The sequence below is a fragment of the Hyphomicrobium sp. GJ21 genome (genome assembly GCF_001006785.1).
Lineage (GTDB): Bacteria > Pseudomonadota > Alphaproteobacteria > Rhizobiales > Hyphomicrobiaceae > Hyphomicrobium_B.
Window position 1 is genome coordinate 505,001 of sequence record NZ_CDHO01000001.1, and the last position, 19,282, is coordinate 524,282.

The 19,282-nt window shown below is 59.8% G+C and carries 18 protein-coding genes, 2 rRNA genes and 1 pseudogene (1 of these 21 only partly in view); 13 read left to right on the plus strand and 8 right to left on the minus strand.

Translation table 11 applies throughout. The annotated features are described in order from the left end of the window. From HYPGJ_RS02430 to HYPGJ_RS02445, 4 genes are all read left to right on the plus strand, one after another. Window positions 1-732 (plus strand): 23S ribosomal RNA (locus tag HYPGJ_RS02430) (it extends 2,061 nt beyond the left edge of the window). Between the two features lie 191 nt (window positions 733-923). After that, window positions 924-1,038 (plus strand): 5S ribosomal RNA (gene rrf / locus HYPGJ_RS02435). A gap of 412 nt (window positions 1,039-1,450) precedes the next feature. Beyond that, window positions 1,451-1,837, plus strand: coding sequence for a cupredoxin domain-containing protein (locus HYPGJ_RS02440; RefSeq protein WP_046845679.1), 387 nt, complete (start codon window positions 1,451-1,453; stop codon window positions 1,835-1,837). Between the two features lie 7 nt (window positions 1,838-1,844). Further along, entirely contained in the window at window positions 1,845-2,675 is an 831-nt protein-coding gene (locus tag HYPGJ_RS02445) for an FTR1 family protein (RefSeq protein WP_046845680.1), read from the plus strand. Between the two features lie 58 nt (window positions 2,676-2,733). Here the strand turns inward: HYPGJ_RS02445 and HYPGJ_RS02450 are convergent, their stop codons facing one another. Further along, entirely contained in the window at window positions 2,734-3,201 is a 468-nt protein-coding gene (locus HYPGJ_RS02450) for a nuclear transport factor 2 family protein (protein ID WP_046845681.1), read from the minus strand. Window positions 3,202-3,316: 115 nt separating this feature from the next. On the opposite strand from HYPGJ_RS02450, the gene HYPGJ_RS02455 reads away from it, so the two are divergent. Then, entirely contained in the window at window positions 3,317-3,649 is a 333-nt protein-coding gene (locus HYPGJ_RS02455) for a carboxymuconolactone decarboxylase family protein (protein WP_013217492.1), read from the plus strand. Here HYPGJ_RS02455 and ubiB read toward each other — a convergent pair. The 3 genes from ubiB to ubiE all read right to left on the minus strand — a co-directional run bounded on the left by ubiB (window position 3,634) and on the right by ubiE (window position 6,644). After that, window positions 3,634-5,226: a 2-polyprenylphenol 6-hydroxylase gene (gene ubiB, locus HYPGJ_RS02460; protein ID WP_046845682.1), complete on the minus strand. Its 1,593-nt coding sequence runs from the start codon at window positions 5,224-5,226 to the stop codon at window positions 3,634-3,636. The two genes, HYPGJ_RS02455 and ubiB, sit on opposite strands and share 16 nt — an antisense overlap. A 214-nt stretch (window positions 5,227-5,440) precedes the next feature. Next, window positions 5,441-5,734, minus strand: a complete 294-nt coding sequence (locus HYPGJ_RS02465) for a hypothetical protein (protein WP_013217494.1) — start codon at window positions 5,732-5,734, stop codon at window positions 5,441-5,443. Between the two features lie 127 nt (window positions 5,735-5,861). Next, a complete protein-coding gene (ubiE, locus tag HYPGJ_RS02470; protein ID WP_046845683.1) occupies window positions 5,862-6,644 on the minus strand; it encodes a bifunctional demethylmenaquinone methyltransferase/2-methoxy-6-polyprenyl-1,4-benzoquinol methylase UbiE in 783 nt (260 codons plus the stop codon). Window positions 6,645-6,731: 87 nt separating this feature from the next. On the opposite strand from ubiE, the gene HYPGJ_RS18610 reads away from it, so the two are divergent. Further along, window positions 6,732-7,745, plus strand: coding sequence for a D-glucuronyl C5-epimerase family protein (locus HYPGJ_RS18610; protein ID WP_159108277.1), 1,014 nt, complete (start codon window positions 6,732-6,734; stop codon window positions 7,743-7,745). Window positions 7,746-7,836: 91 nt separating this feature from the next. Further along, a complete protein-coding gene (gene mutM, locus HYPGJ_RS02485; protein ID WP_046845685.1) occupies window positions 7,837-8,718 on the plus strand; it encodes a bifunctional DNA-formamidopyrimidine glycosylase/DNA-(apurinic or apyrimidinic site) lyase in 882 nt (293 codons plus the stop codon). 4 nt (window positions 8,719-8,722) lie between these two features. On the opposite strand, the gene HYPGJ_RS02490 is transcribed toward mutM, so the two are convergent. Further along, window positions 8,723-9,337 (minus strand): hypothetical protein, encoded by a 615-nt coding sequence (locus HYPGJ_RS02490; protein WP_046845686.1) that lies wholly within the window; start codon window positions 9,335-9,337, stop codon window positions 8,723-8,725. A 39-nt stretch (window positions 9,338-9,376) separates the two neighbouring features. Then, window positions 9,377-9,961, minus strand: coding sequence for a hypothetical protein (locus tag HYPGJ_RS02495; RefSeq protein ID WP_046845687.1), 585 nt, complete (start codon window positions 9,959-9,961; stop codon window positions 9,377-9,379). A gap of 302 nt (window positions 9,962-10,263) precedes the next feature. Here HYPGJ_RS02495 and rpsT point away from each other — a divergent pair, with 302 nt between their 5' ends. The 4 genes from rpsT to dnaN all read left to right on the plus strand — a co-directional run bounded on the left by rpsT (window position 10,264) and on the right by dnaN (window position 14,698). After that, complete coding sequence (gene rpsT, locus HYPGJ_RS02500) at window positions 10,264-10,530, plus strand: 30S ribosomal protein S20 (protein ID WP_046845688.1); 267 nt, start codon at window positions 10,264-10,266, stop codon at window positions 10,528-10,530. Between the two features lie 631 nt (window positions 10,531-11,161). After that, window positions 11,162-11,605, plus strand: coding sequence for a rhodanese-like domain-containing protein (locus HYPGJ_RS02505; protein ID WP_013214048.1), 444 nt, complete (start codon window positions 11,162-11,164; stop codon window positions 11,603-11,605). A gap of 116 nt (window positions 11,606-11,721) precedes the next feature. After that, a complete protein-coding gene (gene dnaA / locus HYPGJ_RS02510) occupies window positions 11,722-13,242 on the plus strand; it encodes a chromosomal replication initiator protein DnaA (RefSeq protein ID WP_046845689.1) in 1,521 nt (506 codons plus the stop codon). A 337-nt stretch (window positions 13,243-13,579) separates the two neighbouring features. Continuing rightward, window positions 13,580-14,698, plus strand: coding sequence for a DNA polymerase III subunit beta (gene dnaN / locus HYPGJ_RS02515; protein ID WP_046845832.1), 1,119 nt, complete (start codon window positions 13,580-13,582; stop codon window positions 14,696-14,698). A 70-nt stretch (window positions 14,699-14,768) separates the two neighbouring features. On the opposite strand, the gene HYPGJ_RS19410 is transcribed toward dnaN, so the two are convergent. Next, on the minus strand, window positions 14,769-14,858 hold the full coding sequence (locus tag HYPGJ_RS19410) for a hypothetical protein (protein ID WP_348270889.1): 90 nt from the start codon (window positions 14,856-14,858) through the stop codon (window positions 14,769-14,771). A 71-nt stretch (window positions 14,859-14,929) separates the two neighbouring features. Beyond that, window positions 14,930-15,130: pseudogene (locus tag HYPGJ_RS19415) on the minus strand (DUF559 domain-containing protein); the annotation flags it as partial. Between the two features lie 118 nt (window positions 15,131-15,248). On the opposite strand from HYPGJ_RS19415, the gene HYPGJ_RS02520 reads away from it, so the two are divergent. Both HYPGJ_RS02520 and gyrB read left to right on the plus strand, forming a co-directional pair. After that, on the plus strand, window positions 15,249-16,625 hold the full coding sequence (locus HYPGJ_RS02520) for a DNA replication/repair protein RecF (RefSeq protein ID WP_052750764.1): 1,377 nt from the start codon (window positions 15,249-15,251) through the stop codon (window positions 16,623-16,625). 146 nt (window positions 16,626-16,771) lie between these two features. After that, window positions 16,772-19,219 carry a DNA topoisomerase (ATP-hydrolyzing) subunit B gene (gene gyrB / locus HYPGJ_RS02525; protein WP_046845690.1) on the plus strand — a complete coding sequence of 816 codons (2,448 nt, stop codon included), beginning with the start codon at window positions 16,772-16,774 and terminating at the stop codon, window positions 19,217-19,219. The last annotated feature ends 63 nt before the right edge of the window (window positions 19,220-19,282 follow it).

Below are 19,282 nucleotides of genomic sequence, written 5' to 3' on the forward strand. Positions count from 1 at the left end.
GAGCCGAAATGTGAAATACCACCCTAGTGATTATGGTTGTCTAACCGCGGTCCGTTATCCGGATCCGGGACAGCGCATGGTGGGCAGTTTGACTGGGGCGGTCGCCTCCTAAATTGTAACGGAGGCGTGCGAAGGTGGGCTCAGGTTGGTCGGAAATCAACCGTCGAGTGCAATGGCATAAGCCCGCCTGACTGCGAGACTGACAAGTCGAGCAGAGTCGAAAGACGGCCATAGTGATCCGGTGGTTCTTTGTGAGAGGGCCATCGCTCAACGGATAAAAGGTACGCCGGGGATAACAGGCTGATGACGCCCAAGAGTCCATATCGACGGCGTCGTTTGGCACCTCGATGTCGGCTCATCACATCCTGGGGCTGGAGCAGGTCCCAAGGGTATGGCTGTTCGCCATTTAAAGTGGTACGTGAGCTGGGTTCAGAACGTCGCGAGACAGTTCGGTCCCTATCTGCCGTAGGTGTAGGAGAATTGAGAGGATCTGTCCTTAGTACGAGAGGACCGGGATGGACGCACCTCTGGTGGACCTGTTGTCGTGCCAACGGCACAGCAGGGTAGCTATGTGCGGACGGGATAACCGCTGAAGGCATCTAAGCGGGAAACCCACCTCAAAACGAGTTCTCCCTCGAGAGTCGTGGAAGACCACCACGTTGATAGGCCGGGTGTGGAAGCGCTGCAAGGCGTGTAGCTTACCGGTACTAATAACTCGATTGGCTTGATTGCTCTCATTTAGCAATGCTCATCGTTATCGCTCACGGAGCTGTTCCGCGCATCTGCGCGGACACCTTCGCTAGGGCGGCGCTCAGCGCCGGCGGCCCTTGGCCGCTCGAGCTTCGGCTCGAAGTGGCGACGAGCACGATGAGCGTAGGAATTAGAAAGAACAGACTACAGAAGTCATATGACGTCTCCGCTGACCTGGTGATTATGGCGGGGTGGCTGCACCCGATCCCATTCCGAACTCGGCCGTGAAACGCCCCTGCGCCGATGGTACTTCGTCTTAAGACGCGGGAGAGTAGGTCGTTGCCAGGTCTGCCGAGACGTCATGTGAATTTGTGCTTTCGGCTCCGTTCTGCGGAGCCAACTGGAAAGCGCAGTAGAAAGAAGTCAATCAGTGCACCCTCTATCGATCGAATTCAAACGCGCCGCTGTGCCTTGTGCCAGCGGCGCGTTTTTGTTTTCAGAGTCCATTCTTGATCGATTGCGCGTTGGCGCACGCATCTCGTTGGCGCTGCCGTTCGCTCGAACGACTTGGCCGTCGTCGGTGCGCTCGGCGATGTAAGCGCGCTCTGCTATATACTTGGAACGTTTCCAATAACTTGAACTGCGACACGAGCGGTGAAAGCCGTGTGCTGGGTATTGTTCTTGACGGATTTTGTCGCCATAACGTCCGATAGAAAAACCTGATCTCGGGACCTTGAATCCTGACCTATTGGGAGTCGGCATGTCATTTCGCTCGCTCGGGCGTTCGTTCGCTAATCCTCTTTCCGCTTTTGCTCTTCTGTGCGCCAGCATTCTTGCTGCGTCGGCACTTCAACTTGTCGCTTTCTCTGCGCATGCTGCGGAAGAGCTCGAGATTGAAATCAAGATCAAGGATCACAAGTTCGATCCGGCAGCCATCAAGCTGCAAGCGGGTCAGCGTGCGAAGCTCATCGTCAAAAATCTCGATCCGACTCCGGAAGAGTTCGAGAGCAACGATATCGGCTTTGAAAAAATCATCGCTGGAAACAGCGAAGCGACGTTCCGTGTCAAACCTCTCGAACCAGGCACTTACATTTTCTTCGGGGAGTTTCACATGGATACCGCGCTCGGCCATATCCTTGTGGAATGAGGCCTAAATGCTCGCAGCTCTCGTCATCATTTTCCGTGAGGTTCTCGAAGCCGGTCTCATCATCGGCGTTGTGCTTGCGGCGTCGCGCGGTGTGCCCGGACGCAACAGCGCGGTCACGCTTGGAATTCTTGCTGGCATCGTCGGTTCGGCGATCGTCGCACTTTTTGCGACGCGAATTACCGACGCGTTCGACGGGCGCGGACAAGAACTTTTCGTCGCCGGAATTTTGCTTTTCGCGGTCGTGATGCTTGCGTGGCACGTGGTCTGGATGGCGGAGCATGCGCGCGAAATGACGCGTGAGTTGCGCCAGCTCAGCAGCGACGTGGTGGCGGGTAAGCAATCGCTGTTTGCTCTCGCGGCGGCAGTCGCGATCGCGGTCATGCGCGAGGGCAGCGAAGTCGTTCTGTTCATGACCGGCATCATCATGCAGGGCAAGGATACGGCCGGCGAACTTTTGCTCGGCTCGGCGATCGGGCTGTTGCTTGGGGCCGTCGTGTCGTTGGCGCTGTATCTTGGACTAGCCGCCATCCCTCTGAAACGCATGTTCTCAGTGACCGGTGTTCTGGTGACGCTATTGGCTGCAGGGCTTGCTGCGTCGGCGGTACAGCAGCTCTCGAATGCAGGTTTCATCGAAGTTCTGGATACAAAAATCTGGGATACGTCGTGGCTGCTCTCCCAGGACAGCTGGATCGGCCGCGTGCTGCATGTTCTCATCGGCTACATGGACCGTCCGACGGGACTGCAACTCATCGCGTATGCCGTGACCGCGTGCACGATTTTCGCGTTGGCGTATTGGCGCGGCTCGCCGAAGCCGGCGCGGTCTTCGCTCAGCGTCTGACTATTGAACGCGGGCATGAGCCCGCGTTTTTTTTTGCCGTTGCTTGAAGTTGTCGCTGTCAGAGACCGAGGTCTGACAGGCCCGGATGATCTTTCGGACGCGGCCCGAGCGGCCAGTGATATTTGCGCTCCGACTCCGAGATCCGCATATCGTTGATGCTGGCGTGGCGGACCGCCATCAAGCCGTGAGCGTCGAACTCCCAATTTTCGTTGCCATACGAGCGATACCATTGACCGCTGTCGTCGCGGAATTCGTAGGCGAAGCGAACGGCGATACGATTGTTATCGAACGCCCATAACTCCTTGATCAGCCGGTAATCGAGCTCGCGGTTCCACTTTCGCGTCAGGAACTCCACGATCTGGGCGCGGCCGACCGGAAATTCGGCGCGATTGCGCCAGCGGCTGTCCACGGTGTAGGCGAGTGACACGCGCTCCGGATCACGGTGGTTCCACGCATCTTCGGCGCCACGAACTTTTTGTGCGGCTGTTTCGCGCGTGAAGGGCGGCAACGGCGGCCGGTCGGTCATCGGGCGGTCCTTTCTTTCAGGTATTAATTCCGATGCTTGACCAGTCGCGCGAACGCCGCGACGCTTCAAGACATTTTCAAGCGCGCCAACTCTGCGGATTTAGGGAACCTCTTTCATGTACGATATATCCAATCTTTCGAATCTGCCGCAGCTCCGTAGCTTGTCGCCGGCAACGATGGCGGCGTTCGAGAATTTCGATCGTGCTGCGATGGCTCCGGGCACGATTCCACGACGCTACAAGGAGCTTATCGCGGTTGCGGTCGCGATCGCCACGCAGTGTCCCTATAGTCTCGAGGTGCACCGCACGAACGCGGAAAACGCCGGGGTCACGGAAGCCGAACTCGCGGAGGCGGTTTTTCTGGCGGCGACAATGCGGGCTACGGCTGCGATCGCGCACGGCACGCATCTCGTCGGGCCGCGCAAGGCGAAGCGTCAGAATACGCCGTAGATTTTCAAGGCGATTGCGACCAGCGCGATGGCCGTGACCCAAAGCGCCGCATCGGTGATGCGGTTATGGCGCGACCGCGAGGCGAGATTTTCGAGCGTTGCATCGTCGAGCTTCAAACCCGATTGCGCCATTTCGGAGAAGCCGAGGAGAGTCTGCTCCGCTCGCTGCAACAACCCGGGCGTGCGCATCAGAATGTCGCCGATCGTTTCGGCGCCGCGGCCGGCGCCTTTCAGGCGACCGAGGAGCGACAGGTTGGATTCGATCCATTCCTTCGCGACGGGTTCGGCGGCAACCCACACATTGAGCAGCGGATCGAGATCACGCGCCACGCCTTCGACGATGACCATGCTTTTCTGCAGCAGGATCAGTTCGGGACGCGTCTGCATATCGAAGACTTCGGTGTAGGCGAAAAGCTGGCCGAGGAGATCCGCCATCGAGATCTCTTCCGCCGTGCGCCCCTGAATGGGTTCGCCGATCGCGCGCATCGCCTGCGCAAATTCTTCGACGGTATGATGCGGTGGCACATAGCCGGCTTCGAAGTGGATGGCGGCGGCGCGATGATAATCGCGCGTGATCAATCCGTGCAGGATTTCCGCGAGGAATCGGCGCTCCGCGATGCCCAGCCGGCCCATGATGCCGAAGTCGACGGCGACGATGACGCCGTTGTCGTCGACGAACAGGTTGCCCTGGTGCATGTCGGCGTGGAAGAAGCCGTCGCGCATGGCGTGACGCAGGAACGTGCGCAGGACAGTCAAGCCGAGCGCGCTGGTGTCGAAGCCTTTCGCCTGCAAAGTGTCGCGATGCGAGATCGGGGTCCCGTCGATCCATTCGACCGTCAGGACGCGCTTGGCGGTGCGACGCCAATCGACGTTCGGAACGCGAAAGCCTTCGTCGTCCTTGATGTTGCCGGCCATCTCGGAGATCGCGGCGGCTTCGAGCCGCAGGTCCATCTCGAGGTCGGTCGTGTGCTTCAGGTTGTCGACGACGGCGACGGGCTTCAAGCGCCGCGCGGGCGGGTAAAAGCGTTCGATCAAGCGCGCGGCGAAATAGTAGCTGTCGAGGTCGTGCTGAAAACGCTTCTCGATATTCGGCCTGAGAATTTTCACGGCGACGGGTTTTTTCACGCCGTCTTCGAGAACGTAGGCCTTGTGCACCTGGGCGATCGAGGCGGCGGCGACGGGCGGGCCAAATTCGACGAAGTGATCTTCGAGCTTGCCGCCAAGCGCGCGTTCCACCGCGAGCCGCGCCTCGGCCATCGAGAAGGGGTCGGCCTTGTCCTGGAGATGGCGAAGGTCGGCCGACAGCTCCGGTCCGATGACGTCAGCGCGCGTCGCGAGAAACTGACCGAGTTTCACGTAGCTCGGGCCGAGCTCTCCGAGTGCGGACGCCACGCGGGAGGCGCGGGGCACGTCGCGCCGGAACGGCGCGGTGACGATCTGGACCGGCACCGTGAGAGCGCGGGCGATTTTGAGCGGCAGCGGAACCGGCACGCCGCGGGGTACGAAGCGGATGCCGTGCTGCGCGAGCACGAATCCGGCGCGCGCCAATCGTAAAGAATTAAGAAGTGCTCCGGCCATGGCTCAGTGTTCGTCGTCCTGTCGTCGCGGACGAGCCGCCGAGGCCTGCACAATGCGCCTCAAAGGGTTTCGGTCAAGTGAAGCCGGCACATGGGGTAAAGACCGTTAATCGCCTTGCTTCATATCGCGATTGAGCCGCAAGGGTTCCCTACAACACAAACGGCGCCCCAGCCTTTCGGCGGGCGCCGTTGAGATTATAGGAAGTCTGCGGATTTTAGCGCTTACAGAACGTCGCGCGGCCGTGGCAGGTGACCATGCCACCGTCGGGACGGCAGTTGTAACGCTTGTTGACGACCTTGTAGCCTTCGACGTTGCCGGTCGCGAGGAAGCCCGGCCACAGGCCCCAGCTCACCGATTGCACCATCGTTTCGAAGGCGTACCATTTGGCGGAATCCGCCGAAGACGAGGTTGCCACCGCACCTTTCGTCACGCAGCCAGCGTTTGCAACGCCGGCGCCGAACGACATCGCAGCCGCGAGCGCGGCGCACATCAGCACACTCTTTTTCATGAGTTCCATCTCCTCCGATAGAAGAAAAAAACTTCTTCTCCCCTGCGCGCGGAGGCTATGAGCGCTGTTGGTCACGGTCAATTGAAGTCACAACGTGACGCGTAAAACGCCGTGAATGTGTGGCCGATTAGATCTTCCAACCGCCGTGAATAGCCGCGATTCCGCCCGTCAGATTGCGATAGCTGACGCGTGAGAATCCGGCGTTTCGAATGAGGCCGGCGAAGGCTTCCTGCTTCGGGAAGCGGCGAATGCTCTCAACGAGATAGCGATAGGAGTCGGCGTCACCGGCTGCGAGCTTGCCGAGGCGCGGAATGATTTCGAACGAATGGAAATCATAGATCCGGTCGAGAAGCGGAACCTGGCATTCCGAAAATTCCAGGCAGAGGAAACGTCCGCCCGGCTTCAGCACACGATAGGCTTCCGCCAATGCCTGATCGATGTGGGTGACGTTTCGAATTCCGAAAGCGATCGTGTAGGCGTCGAAGCTCGCGCTGTCGAAGGGGAGGGCTTCGGCGTTGCCTTCGATGCAAGTGATGCGATCGGAAAGCCCTAGGGACTCGATGCGACGGCGGCCGACATTCAGCATTTCGGGGCTGATGTCGCAGATGACGGCGGTGGTGGCGGGGCCGCCATCTTGCGCATAGCGGATCGAGATGTCGCCGGTGCCGCCCGCGACGTCCAGCAGGCGGAACGGCGTGGCGCTTCTCGGCGCGTTCAGCATCGTGATGAGGTCGCGCTTCCAAAGCCGGTGCAGGCCGCCCGACATCAGATCGTTCATCAGGTCGTAACGCTCGGCGACCGAGGCGAAGACGCCGTTGACGAGGCCCTGGCGCTCTCCCTCGGGGACGGCGCGGAAGCCGAACGAGACTTTGTTTTCGTCGCTTGACGAGGATGCGGTATTTTCGATCATGTCGCTCAGGATAGCCGTGTCGGACGAGCCGCGCTATCGTCTCTCGCAATTAGCGTCAATCGCGGCTCCGAGCAAATGGTGCGCTCAATGAACCTAGCAGTAATCTGTGCGGGTGTCTTGCTAGTTGCAGGATCTGACGCAGAACATAACTGGCCGAAATTCGAACGTCCTTCAAAAACAGAAGCGCAACTCGATCTTCGAGAAAATCAGCGACCTGAGCGCCCGATTTCCTACAAATATTTCATCAAGGACCATTCGGCTTTTGGCGATTATCTGAACTATGGATTGGGCCAATGCAAGGATTCGGAACGCGATAAAAAAGATGAAAATGGCGTTGTGAGGCAGAAAATCGATGGTGTGTATCAGTACCATCCGCTCCTGTCAGCGCAGTGCGGTCTTAAGTCATACGGTAGGTTTCTTCGCGGAGAGAATTCTCTCAAGGAAGCGGTTTCCTACGCAAATAATCTCGTCGATCTTCAAGATAAAAATGGTGGCTTTGCCTATCCATTTAAATACAACTATTATCTCACGAAGAAAGACCTGCCCGTTGGCTGGATTTCCGGGATGACCCAAGGGCAGGGTCTGAGTTTACTTGCTCGCGTCTATATGCTTACCCGTGACGAGAAGTATCTAGCGAGTGGCATAAAGGCCCTGAAGGTACTTGGTACTCCCGTTGATGAAGGAGGTGTCAAATCGAGTCTTGTCGACTTGGATTCGTCATTGAGTGACTATATTTTTTTCGAAGAATACGTATCTAAGCCCAGTTCTTATACTTTGAATGGCTTTTTGTTTGCCTTGCTTGGTCTGTATGATTGGTCCCAAATTCCAACGTCAATAGAGGCACAACAAAGTTATGCCGGGGAGCTATTTTCGGGTGGCATTCGCACCCTGGAAAAAATTCTTCCCTATTATGATTTCGGTAGGCTCTCTTGCTATGATCTTGGATACATTACGTTTAAGGCAGATCCACCGAACTTCAGCAACAGCTACCACGGAGTTCACATCTATCTGCTGCACGCTTTATATCTATTGACCGGCATTCCGACACTGAAAGACTATGAAGAGAGATGGGTAAAGTATGCCCAAGATCCGCCTGAATAAATGTGGGATGGCGCTCTGATATTTATCGTGACGCCGAGTACGCTGCGCTATCGTCTCTCGCAATTAGCGTCAATCGCGGCTTTAGACGTTTATGCCTGAACTGCCCGAAGTTGAAACGGTCCGGCGCGGCTTGGCGCCGGTAGTCACCGGACGGCGCATCGCCGCAGTCGAGCTACGCCGTCCCGATCTCAGATTTCCGTTTCCGGAGCGATTTGCCGAACGGCTGGTCGGGCAGCGGATCGACCGGCTCGAACGGCGCGCCAAATATCTGATCGCTGAGCTTTCGGGCGGCGAAGACCTCGTGATGCATCTCGGCATGACGGGGCGGTTTACGATTTTGGAGAAAGGGCGGACGGATACGCCGGGCGAGTACGTCAACAGCGTCGGCGCTGCTCCTGTGCACGATCATGTCGAGTTCACACTCACGGGCGGGGCGCGCATCGTCTACAACGACCCGCGCCGCTTCGGCTTTATGGTCATGATGCCGCATGCCGAGCGATCCGAGCATCCTCTGTTTCGCGCGCTTGGCGTCGAGCCGCTGGGTTCGGAACTGACGGCGGATTATCTCGCGGAGCGAGCGCGCGGAAAGAAAGCCAATCTGAAAGCCTTCCTGATGGATCAGCGGATCGTCGCGGGTCTCGGGAATATCTATGTCGCGGAGGCGCTGTTCCGGTCAGGCTTGTCGCCGAACCGTGCGGCGCACGCGCTGGCGGATAAACGCGGTGCGCCAACGGAGCGCGCGCAGAAGCTCGTCCCGGCGATCCGAGAGGTTATCGAACAGGCGATCGATGCGCGCGGTTCGACCTTGCGCGATTACCGCGATGCGAGCGGCGCTTCGGGTGGATTTCAAAATTCGTTTGCCGTTTATGATCGCGCTGGGAGAACGTGTCCGAGACCCGGGTGCGGCGGTGAAATTCGACGCGTGGTGCATGCGGGACGGGCGAGCTTTTATTGTCCGCGCTGTCAGCGATGAACCTTCAGCGGGCCAAGCGCTCGCTGAGCGCCGAGTGGGTTTTGACGATGATGACGCTCAGGCACATCACGGTGAAGCCGCCGGCGAGAAACAGCTGGTTCGCGGCCCAGTCGCCTTTCAGCGACGACAGTTTTCCGGACTGAATGAGCCAGAGCAAGCCGCATGCGATTGCGACGGCCTGCAGAGCGGCAAGCGCAACCGCGCGGCCGATGGCTTTTGGCGTCGATACAGACGCATTCGGATCGTCGAGGTGCCAGAGATAAATCGCATGTCCGACGGCGACGAGAAGCATCGCCGAACCGTATTCCCAACCATGTTGCCAGCGTAGCGACGTGCCGAGATAGACGGCGTAAAATGCAAGCGCGCACCAGAAATAGGCGAGCATGATGAGCAGCGTCGTCAGCCATAGCGCTTGTCGCGGCGTCGCTGTGCTCTTTGCTGTTCCACGTCGCCACAACGGTGAGTTCGAACGCAGGCCGGCGATCACGAGAAGAATTGCGAAGGCGGCTGCGGATGTCGCTGCCTGGGCCTTTTGCAATCCGCTTGTTGCGAGATACATCGCAACCAACGCTGCGAGGAGCGTCGCGAGCAGCCACGGCAGTGGAGGGCGTAAGGCCATGCGAATGAAATCCGAGAAGCGACTATGTCCCGGACTGCATCACACGTGCGCGGGTGAACGTAAAGCGTCTATGCTGATCGCTGCGATCGCCAGCGCGCCGAAGAACAAGATGTTGTTGCCGGCCCAGTCCGCGTAGGCGACGTCACGCGGAAATTTCTTGTCGACGAAGAGACTGATGATGCCGACGGCCATGCCGACGATCTGGACTTGCGCAAGAATACGTCCGGCCTTCGTCAGCATCGGGTCAGAGCGCCCTGCCGCGCGGTCGCGGTCGAGAAGCGTGGCGAACGCAATGCTCGCGACAGCCGCGAACGCAAAGCCGATGAAGAACTGCCACCATTCCGGCCAGACTTTTTCGAGCACGAAGAGATAGATGACGATCACTGAAAGGGCTCCCCAGGCCCAGACCAGTCCAAGGTAACGGGCGGTGGAACTGCCGATGGCATTCGGGACCGCGCCGCTGTTGATCAGCCGCTGATGGTCGTGGATCGCGAGAAGGGTGATTGCCAGGGCGACGAGCCCGCAGGCGGCGATATGCAGTTTCGGGTCTATCAGACCGGCTGCCAGAACCGTCGCGCAGGTTGCGACCGCCAGTCCGAACAACCATCCAATCAGCGACAACATTCTGCAGATACCCCCATCGCTATGGCTGCCCAGGCAGCATCCTCGTTAGCCATTATATCCGGCTGGCGTTATCTGACGCCTGCGTTGAACCGCCGCTCAGGGCGCGAAAAGAGCCAAACTCTCATAAAATCGGCGTTTAGAGCGAGCGTATTAATTGACCGGCGAATGGACGACCGCTATACCGCGCGTCAAGCACGCCTGGACAAAAATCCGGGCCGATCAGTTTTTCACAGCCCGCGGCCTCCGTTTTGCCTTTTCCAAGGCGGCGGACGGCGCCTTTGACCAGCAGTAGGGACCTTTCCATGGCTAATACGTCGTCGGCAAAAAAAGCCGCGCGCCAGATGATCCGCCGTACAGACATCAACAAAGCACGCCGCACGCGCGTCAAGAGCGAAGTGCGGGCCGTTGAAGAGGCCATCAAGGCTGGCGATCAGGGCAAGGCCCTGGCGGCGCTGGCTGCAGCTGAGCCCGTTCTCGCGCGCACCGCGCAGAAGGGACTCATGCACAAGAAGACCGCGAGCCGGAAGGTTTCCAGGCTGGCACAGCGTGTCAAGGCCATGTCGGCCTGATCGCCTTCGAGACAGCGCAGGGCAATTTTCCTCCCTGTTGCATATTCGCTACGGTAAAGAGCGGGCCCGATGAGGGCCCGTTTGTTTTTTGAATGTCATTAACCCTCTGGAATTGCGCGTTCGAGCGGGCGTTTGGGGCTCGAAAAGGACTCGTCTGCGATTTTGCCGCGGCAGCCGGGCAAGCTTAAAATGACGGTGACGTGACGGTGCAACACGATTTTTCTGACACCGCGCGCCGTCCCGGAATCTCCAAATGAGTCAGCGCTTTTTGCACAGGAACTGCGATGGAACCTCTGTTCTCCCGGGTAGTTGTGGATAAGTTTCTGGACCCGGCTCGGTGCGTTTTCGGCGCGCGCGGCGCTTGTCGAAGTATTGGTTAGCGGTTAGTTAATATGCAGTGGATGGCAGCGGGGTAAGGCGATCGTTCACTGGCAGAAGTCGGCGTGCGTCGCGTCTGAAGTTTTGGTCAAGTCCAAAGGCTCAGACGCATCGTCGATTCAGATAAAGATCTCTGTTTAGTCATGGTGTTCTGCTGTTTGCAGGCATGAGTGGCAAAGGCTTCCCCGAACTATACTCGGGGAAGTCTTGGACGGGTCTTTAAGTAATCTAGTAACGAGTAAAGAGGGGGCTCGTGGAAAACATCGAAGCTTCCCGCGTCGAGGATGTTCCAGTCCTTGAGACGTGGGAGCGCTTAAGCGCCGATCCCAAAGCAGTTCTGGTGGACGTTCGTACGCGCGCCGAGTGGGCGTTCGTCGGGGTTCCGGATTTGAGCGGCTTGGGCCGGGAGACGCTGTTGATGGAATGGCTGACATTCCCCGACAACCGCCCCGTCCCGGGTTTCAAGGATCGGCTCGATGAGGCGCTCAAAGCTCGCGGTGTCGAGAAAGACGATCAGATTTTTTTCATTTGCCGTTCGGGCGCTCGTAGCCTGAAGGCGGCAGAGGCCATGGCGGCGTCGGGCTATCGACGCTGTTTCAACGTGACGGAAGGGTTCGAGGGGCCAATCGATCCCGATCGTCACCGCAACCAGATTGCCGGCTGGAGGCACGCCGGACTGGCCTGGGTGCAGGGTTAGCACCCAGAATTATGAAAGGGCACGTGCCGCAGCGCTCAGAGGGTTTTGGGCATGCGGCGCACATTGGGGGGAACGCCTAGGGCCGGCGTTCCGCGTAAATAGCGGGAGTAATCACTATGCAGGCAGCAAAGACAGCAGAGGCGCAAGGCGTGAGCGGTGCGCAGGGGACGGCTGTTGTTGAGACGGCAACTGGCGCGGTCGAGGGCCGTGGCCAGAAAGTTCGTGCCATGCTTCGGGCACAGCTCGGTGAGGAAATTTATTCGAGCTGGTTCAAGAGCCTCGAGTTCGAGGATTTCGACGGTCGCGTCGTCAAAGTCTCGGTGCCGGTCAAGTTCGTGCGGAACTGGATCCAGGAGCATTACGCCGAGCGTCTGCTGCATTGTTCGCGCGTCGAGTTTGCGACGGCCGAACGGGTCGAAGTCGTCTGGCGGCAGCCGGGCGTCGCCGTTCAGCGCGCGACTGAAGCGCGTCCTGAAACAACAATCGCCGAGAAGGCGCCCGTGGCTGCCTCGCAGGCGGAAGCTCCGCCGCGCGTCTCGGTCCTGAGACCGCCGGTTCTTCCGGCGCAGCGCACCTCGGCCGGTGGGCTCGAAGGTTCGCCGCTCGATCCGCGCTACACATTCGACAGCTTTGTCGTCGGCGCTTCAAACCGCATGGCGCATGCCGGTGCGACGCAGGTTGCCGAGACGGTTCTGACGGACGCGCCGGGCTACAATCCGCTTTACATCCATTCCGCAGTCGGACTTGGCAAAAGCCATCTTTTGCAGGCGATTGCGTGGGAAGTGAAGCGCCGGGCGCCGAGCGCGCAGGTGCTGTATCTGACGGCCGAGCGCTTCCGCTATCAGTTCGTCGAGGCGCTGCGCTCTTCCGATCCGCTCGCATTCAAAGAGCGTTTCCGCAACATCCACATGCTGCTGATCGACGACCTCGAGTTCCTGCAGGGCGAGCGCACGGAACAGGAATTCGATCACATCATCAACGCGCTGCTCGACGGCGGAAAGCAGGTCGTCGTTGCCTCGGCACGGGCGCCGAACCAGATCGAGCGTCTCAACGAGCGCATGCGGTCGCGTCTGCAGCGCGGTCTCGTCACCGAGCTGATCCCGCTCGACCACGAGCTGCGCCTCAAGGTTCTGGAAAAGCGTCTGGGCGAAAAGCGCGCCGCCGATCCGTCGTTCACGCTGTCGCGCGATGTCGTCGACCTTCTGGCGATGCGCCTGACGGAGAACGGCCGCGAGCTCGAAGGCGCGATCACCCGGCTTTACGCGACGTGGCAGTACATGCGCACGCCGATCACGCTCGATATCGCCGAGACCGTGATCCGCGATCTCGTGCAGAACCTCGAGCCGCGGCGCATCAAGATCGAGGACATCCTGCGCATCATCTCGCGCCATTATGGCGTGTCGAAGGGTGATCTCTTGTCCCAGCGGCGGCACCGGTCCGTCGTCTGGCCGCGCCAGATCGGCATGTACCTCGCGAAGCACCTGACAGCCCGCTCGCTCCCGGAGATCGGGCGCCGCTTCGGTGGCCGCGATCACACGACGGTGTTGCATGCAATCCGGAAGATCGAGGGCGAAATCACGAAGAACCCGCACCTCGGCGATGAGCTCGAGGAACTGAAGCGGCTGCTCAACCATTGATCCGGCGCTGATCACAGGTTGATCAAGATACCGATCGCGGCGGCCCCACGCCGCGAGTTCAACGGCGTGAGGCCGGTCCTTCCAAGCCCTCGGGAGGCCGGCCTTGCTGTTTTTGGCGCTTCGGCATGATTTGTAACGCTAAAGGCCGCCTAGCTTGTACATCTTGGCTTGAAAAATGGGCCCCATTCGGCTCTGATCGCCACCCGTGGGCGATTCCGGTGCCAAGCCAAGTCTGGCGGCTTCCGGGCGCCTACAACATCCTTCGCGCGTGATCGTCACCGGCGGCGTGCCGATGCCGCCGCGTCACGCGCTCCCGAAATCAGAACTGAGGACAGACATGCGTCTCGAGATTGAACGTGGGGAACTCTTGAAGGCGCTGAGCCATGTCACAAGTGTCGTCGAGCGGCGGACGACCATTCCCATTCTTTCAAACATCATGCTGAAGGCGTCCGGCGAGACGCTGATGTTCAAGGCGACAGATCTCGAACGCGAAGTCAGCGAGAGCGTCGGCGCGAAAGTTTCAACCCCCGGCACGCTGACGGTTCCGGCGCATGTGCTGCACGACATCGTGCGCAAGCTGCCCGACGGCGCCGAGATCGAGATGAAGCGCGACGGCGACAAGGAGCGCCTGACCATCACGTCGGGGCATTCGCGCTTCAGCCTGCAGACGCTGTCGGCGGAAGATTTTCCGGACCTTGCCGTCGGCGAAATCGGACATGAATTCACGATCGAAGCCGGCGATCTGAAACGGCTGATCGACAAGACGCGGTTCGCGATCTCGACGGAAGAGACGCGCTATTATCTCAACGGCATTTTCCTGCATCCGGCGGAGACGGCCGGCGCGAAGACGTTGCGCGCGGTTGCGACGGACGGACATCGTCTGGCGCAGGTCGAGCTGCCGTTGCCGAAGGGCGCGGAAGGCATGCCGGGCGTCATCGTTCCGAGGAAGACGGTGCACGAGCTTGCGCGGCTTCTCGAAGATTCGAGTGCGAAGGTGAATGTCGGCGTTTCGCAGACGAAGGTCCGGTTCGAGATCGGGCCGGTGGTGCTGACGTCGAAGCTGATCGACGGCACGTTCCCGGACTACAGCCGCGTCATTCCGCACAACAACGACAAAGAAATGAAAGTGCCGAACGCGTCGTTCAAGAGCGCCGTCGATCGCGTGTCGACGATCGCGAGCGAGCGCGGTCGGGCGGTGAAGCTCAACGTCGCGAAGGACAAGCTGATCCTGACGGTGAACAATCCGGAAGGCGGTAGCGCGACGGAGGAAATTCCGGTCGGTTACAGCGCTGGGCCGCTGGAGATCGGGTTCAACGCGCGCTATCTGCTCGACATTGCCGATCAGCTTGAAAGCGAAGACGCGCGGTTTCTGCTCGCCGATCCCGGCTCGCCGACGATGGTCCGCGACGGCGGCGACGGCAACGCGCTTTACGTCCTCATGCCGATGCGGGTTTGAGGGAGCCTTTCCCTCTCCCCATTTCTGCACTCGATGGGGAGAGGGTGCAGGGTGAGGGGCAGGGTTTTACTCAAGCCTCTCGTTTTTCCAACACGGCGAGCAGATGCTCTAATACGCTGTCGATGTTTTCATAGACGTCCGTGTTTTGTATGCGGACGATTTTATAGCCGAGCTTTGATAGGCCTGATCGCGCCTCGTGTCGTTGACAAGCTCTTGCGGCGTACCGTGCGTGCCACCGTCAACTTCGACGATCAATTGCTCTCGACGGCACGCAAAATCTACGATGAAGTTCTCAATCGAAAACTGCCGCACGAATTTGAATCCTCCGAGACGACGATCTCGTAAGCGGAGCCAGAGCTTTTCTTCGGCTGATGTCTCGCTCGCTCGGAGAACCCGGGATTTGTTGGTTCTCCACGGCGACGCTCCTCGCATACTGACGGTCTCTTGATCCTGCTGATGCTGCCCCTCACCCTAGCCCTCTCCCCGCAGGCGGGGAGAGGGAATTCTCGGAAATATTTCAGAATCCTGCGTCTGATGCTAAGCGCTGCATATGGCATTGATACCGAACACTCTCTGGGTTGAGCGGCTGCAGCTCACGAACTTCCGCAGCTATGCGGCGGCGAATGTTGCGACGGATGCCGGGCCGCAGGTGATCGTTGGGGCGAACGGGTCGGGCAAGACCAATCTTCTTGAAGCGCTGTCGTTGTTGTCGCCGGGGCAAGGGCTGAGGCGCGTGCCGTTCAGCGATCTCGTGCGGGCTGGCGGCGACGGTGGTTTCGCGGTTGCGGCGCGGGCGCATACGCTCGCGGGTGCGACGGATATCGGGACGGGATTGCGTGCGACGACGGTGCGTTCTCTCTCGGGAGATGACGATCTTCTCTCCTCCCCATCGACGGGGACGGGTCGGGGGTGGAGTGAAGATCCTGGTGGGATTTCCGATCGATCGCGTGTCGATACCCCTACCCCTAACCCCTCCCCGCAAGGGGGAGGAGAACCGTTCGGATTTTCCGATGAGAGATTGGCGCGCCACGTGCAGCGCGGCGGTGGTCGAGCGGCGGAGCGAGCGCCGTCCGAGCGGGGGCGGATCGTGCGCATCGATGGCACGGCGCAAACGGGCTCGGGTGTGCTCGCCGATTATCTCGAAATCGTTTGGGTGACGCCGGCGATGGATGGGCTTTTTACGGGCCCGGGATCGGAGCGGCGGCGCTTTCTCGATCGGCTGATCCTTTGTTTCGATCACGGCTATCGCACGATCGCGGGACGTTTCGAACGCGCGATGACGAGCCGTAACCGGCTGCTCGCGGATGGCGTGCGTGATGAATCGCAGCTTGCGGGCTTCGAGCGGGTGATGGCGGAAACGGGTGTCGCCGTTGCGGCGGCGCGTCTCGAAGCCGTTGCTGCGATGGTGCAAATCGTCGGCAAGCGGCGCGAGCGCGATCCCAATTCGGCTTTCCCGTGGTCGTCGTTCCGGCTCGAAGGCAGCATCGAAGACAGCTTGCAGCGGCTCTCGGCGGTCGAGGCAGAAGATCTCTACGCGCAAACGCTCCGGCAAACGCGGGAACGCGATCGGGCTGCGTCGCGGACGCTCGACGGACCGCATCGTTCCGACCTCATCGTCGAGCACGGGCCGAAGGGACTTGCGGCGCGGCATTGCTCGACGGGAGAGCAGAAAGCTCTGCTGCTCGGCCTCGTTCTGGCGCATGCTGAGCTTTTGACTGAGCGCCAGGAAGGCGCGGCGCCGATCCTGCTGCTCGATGAAATCACGGCGCATCTCGATGCCGACCGGCGCGCGGCGCTGTTCGACGAAATCCTGCATCTCGGGGCGCAGGCGTGGATGACCGGCACGGACAAAAATGCCTTCGAGGCGCTTGCTGACCGGGCGCGATTCTGGGCGGTCCAGGAAGGGAAAATCGCGGTTTCGGAATAAGTTGTCGGCGAGGGACAAACGGTCACACGCAAGACAATGAAAACAATACGCTTTTTTAAGCCGCGTAGAATCGATTTCATGCGGTGTTTCAAGGGGTTTTGTGGTATGAAATGGGTCTCATTTCCCTCCCTTGAGAAAAGCAAAAAATGACCGCTCAACCGCTGAAAAAAATGCCCGAGCCTGACGACTACGGCGCGGACAGCATCAAGATGCTGAAGGGGCTCGATGCGGTTCGCAAACGTCCCGGCATGTACATCGGCGACACCGACGACGGGTCGGGTTTGCACCACATGATTTACGAGGTCGTCGATAACGGTATCGACGAAGTTCTCGCGGGTCATGCGAAGAGCTGCGAGGTCACGCTCAACCCCGATGGTTCGTGCACTGTGCGCGACGACGGGCGTGGGATTCCGACTGGCATCAAGAGAGATGACGACCAAGACCCGAAGCGTTCGGCCGCGGAGATCGTGTTCACCGAGCTGCACGCCGGCGGTAAGTTCGACCAGAATTCCTACAAAGTGTCAGGCGGTCTGCACGGCGTTGGCGTGTCGGTCGTCAATGCGCTCTCGACGTGGCTCAAGTGCCGGATCTGGCGTGATGGCAAGGAACACTTCGTCGAATTCAACAACGGCAACACGGTTGCGCCGCTGAAGGTCGTCGGCGATGCGAACGGTGAGCGCGGAACCGAAGTTTCGTTTCTGCCGAGCACTGAGACGTTTCACAACGTCACTGAATTCGATTTCGCGACGCTCGAGCATCGCTTGCGGGAACTGGCGTTCCTGAACTCGGGCGCGAAGATCGTTCTGACGGATGCGCGTCATGCCGATGTGAAGCGGCAGGAGTTTGTCTACGAAGGCGGCACGGCGGCGTTCGTGCGCTATCTTGATCGCTCGAAGACGTCGGCGCTTCCCGATCCGATCATGATTTTGGGTGAGAAGGACGGCATCACCGTCGAGGCGGCTCTGTGGTGGAACGATACCTACCACGAGACGGTGCTGTGCTTCACGAACAACATTCCGCAGCGGGACGGAGGCACGCATCTCGCCGGTTTCCGGAGCGCGCTGACACGTATCGTCAATAAGTACGCGGAAGAAACCGGTCTCGCCAAAAAAGAGAAGGTTTCGCTTTCGGGTGATGATGCGCGCGAAGGTTTGACCTGCGTTCTGTCGGTGAAGGTGCCCGATCCGAAGTTCTCGTCGCAGACGAAGGACAAGCTGGTTTCGTCCGAAGTGAAGCCGGTCGTCGAGTCGGCGGTCGGCGATCAGCTCGGCGCGTGGTTCGAAGAGCATCCGAAAGAAGCGAAGGTCATCGTCGGCAAGATCGTCGAGGCGGCGCTCGCGCGTGAAGCGGCGCGCAAGGCCCGCGATCTCACGCGGCGCAAGGGTGCGCTCGATGGTCTCCGCCTTCCAGGCGGACTTGCCGAATGCCAGGATCGCGACGCGTCGAAGACGGAAGTTTTCATCGTCGAGGGCGACTCGGCAGGCGGTTCGGCGAAGCAGGGCCGCAAGCGCGAATTTCAGGCGGTGCTGCCGATCCGCGGTAAAATCCTGAACGTCGAGCGGGCGCGCACCGACAAGATGCTCTCGTCGGAACAGGTGACGAATATTATTGCTGCGCTGGGCACAGGTATCGGGCGCGACGAGTTCAAGCTCGATAAGCTGCGGTATCACAAGGTCATCATCATGACCGACGCCGACGTCGACGGCGCGCACATCCGCACGCTGCTGCTGACGTTTTTCTACCGGCAGATGCCGGAGCTCGTCGACAAGGGGCACGTCTACATCGCGCAGCCGCCGCTCTACAAAGTCGCGCGCGGCAAGGCGCAATCGTATCTGAAGGACGAAAGAGCACTCGAAGATTATCTCATCGATCAAGGGCTCGTGGACGCGGTTCTGGTGGCTGGCGACGGCACGGAGCGCGCGGGCCGAGATCTTCGCGACATCGTCGAGCAGGCGCGGCAGATTTCGGGTGGCATCAACGGGCTGCATTCGCGTTACAACCGCAACGTCGTCGAGCAGGGCGCGATCGGCGGCATTTTCAATCCCGCGTATCTCCAGTCGGCGACGGAAGCGAATGCCGCGGCGGCGCGCGTTGCAAAGCGTCTCGACGACGTTTCGGAAGAAATGGAAACCGGCTGGGAAGGCCGCTTCGGCAACGACGGCTTCGTGTTCAAGCGCGAGGTTCGCGGCGTGACGGAGGTGCATTTCCTCGATCGCGCGCTGTTGGGTTCGCTCGACGCGCGGCGCTTGAACGAACGTCACGCGCATCTCGTTGAAGTCTACGACAAGCCGGCGAAGCTGAAGCGCAAGGACAAGGTCGAGGTCGTGCTCGGGCCGCGCTCGCTGCTCAACGCGGTGTACGAAACGGGCCGCAAGGGCATCGAACTCCAGCGCTACAAAGGTTTGGGCGAGATGAATCCCGAGCAGCTTTGGGAAACGACGCTCGATCCGGATGTTCGCACTTTGCTGCAGGTGAAGGTCGGCGATCTCGCTGAGGCGGACGAAATTTTCGCCAAGCTGATGGGCGACGTCGTCGAGCCGCGGCGCGAGTTCATCCAGGAAAACGCGCTCAACGTGTCGAACCTGGACGTGTGAGGCCGTGTCGCGACGGATGGCTCAACAGGAATTGTAACCGAGCCGTCGTGCCGGGTTTATGCC